This is a genomic window from Lactobacillus helveticus DSM 20075 = CGMCC 1.1877, assembly GCF_000160855.1.
GTDB lineage: Bacteria > Bacillota > Bacilli > Lactobacillales > Lactobacillaceae > Lactobacillus > Lactobacillus helveticus.
Map to the genome: position 1 here is coordinate 428,189 of NZ_GG700752.1, position 732 is coordinate 428,920.

At 34.3% G+C, this 732-nt stretch carries 1 protein-coding gene and 1 pseudogene; both read left to right on the top strand.

Annotation, left to right across the window (positions count from 1 at the left end):
- The first annotated feature begins 57 nt into the window (after positions 1 to 57).
- Positions 58 to 138: an SLAP domain-containing protein gene (locus HMPREF0518_RS10020; protein ID WP_230472058.1), complete on the top strand. Its 81-nt coding sequence runs from the start codon at positions 58 to 60 to the stop codon at positions 136 to 138.
- An 84-nt stretch (positions 139 to 222) separates the two neighbouring features.
- Positions 223 to 732, top strand: a pseudogene (locus tag HMPREF0518_RS02000) (SLAP domain-containing protein); the annotation flags it as partial.

Genomic DNA, 732 nt, shown 5'->3' on the forward strand with positions numbered 1-732 from the left:
TTTAGGTTATACGTATATTAAAAAAGCACTGATCTTAACTACTATGGAACAAAGAAAATTGACGGCAAAACATACTACTATATTGGCGATGATGCTTATGTTAAGGCTGCAAATGTAGGTAAAGTAGTTAATAATTAGTAAAAAAAGTAAATTTTATTGCAAAATTACTGCAGAGTCTTACAATATATGTGCTAATAATTTTTAGATATGAGGTAATAAGTAATGAAATTAAGTCATAAATTAGTTTTAGTTTCAGCAGCTGTTTTGATGGGTGTTAGCCCAGTTGTAGGTATGGCAAATAGTGCTTCTGTACAAGCTGCACCAATTGCACATGCTAAAGGTGTTCATAATACTTATGGCAAAAATAGTCGTGTTAAGATGACTAAGACCATGAAGTTTGTAGATCGCTACGGTAAGAAGACTTCACAGACCGCAACCAAGGGTGGTCACTACACTATTTGGAATGTAAAGAACATTAACGGTGAAGTTTACTACAGTATTCGAACTGATTTGAAGTACTGGATCCCAGCTGCTGCAACTGAAGGTACAGTAACTTACAAGTCTGGTAATACAACTTATACTCTTAAGTCTAACGGCAAGAAAGTTGTAACTTCTACTTCAACTGCCAAATCAACTAAGAAATCAGCTAAAAAGACTACTAAAAAGGTAGTTAAGAAGACAACAAAGAAGACTGCTAAAAAGTCAGAATCTAAGGAAGACAGCAAGAAGACT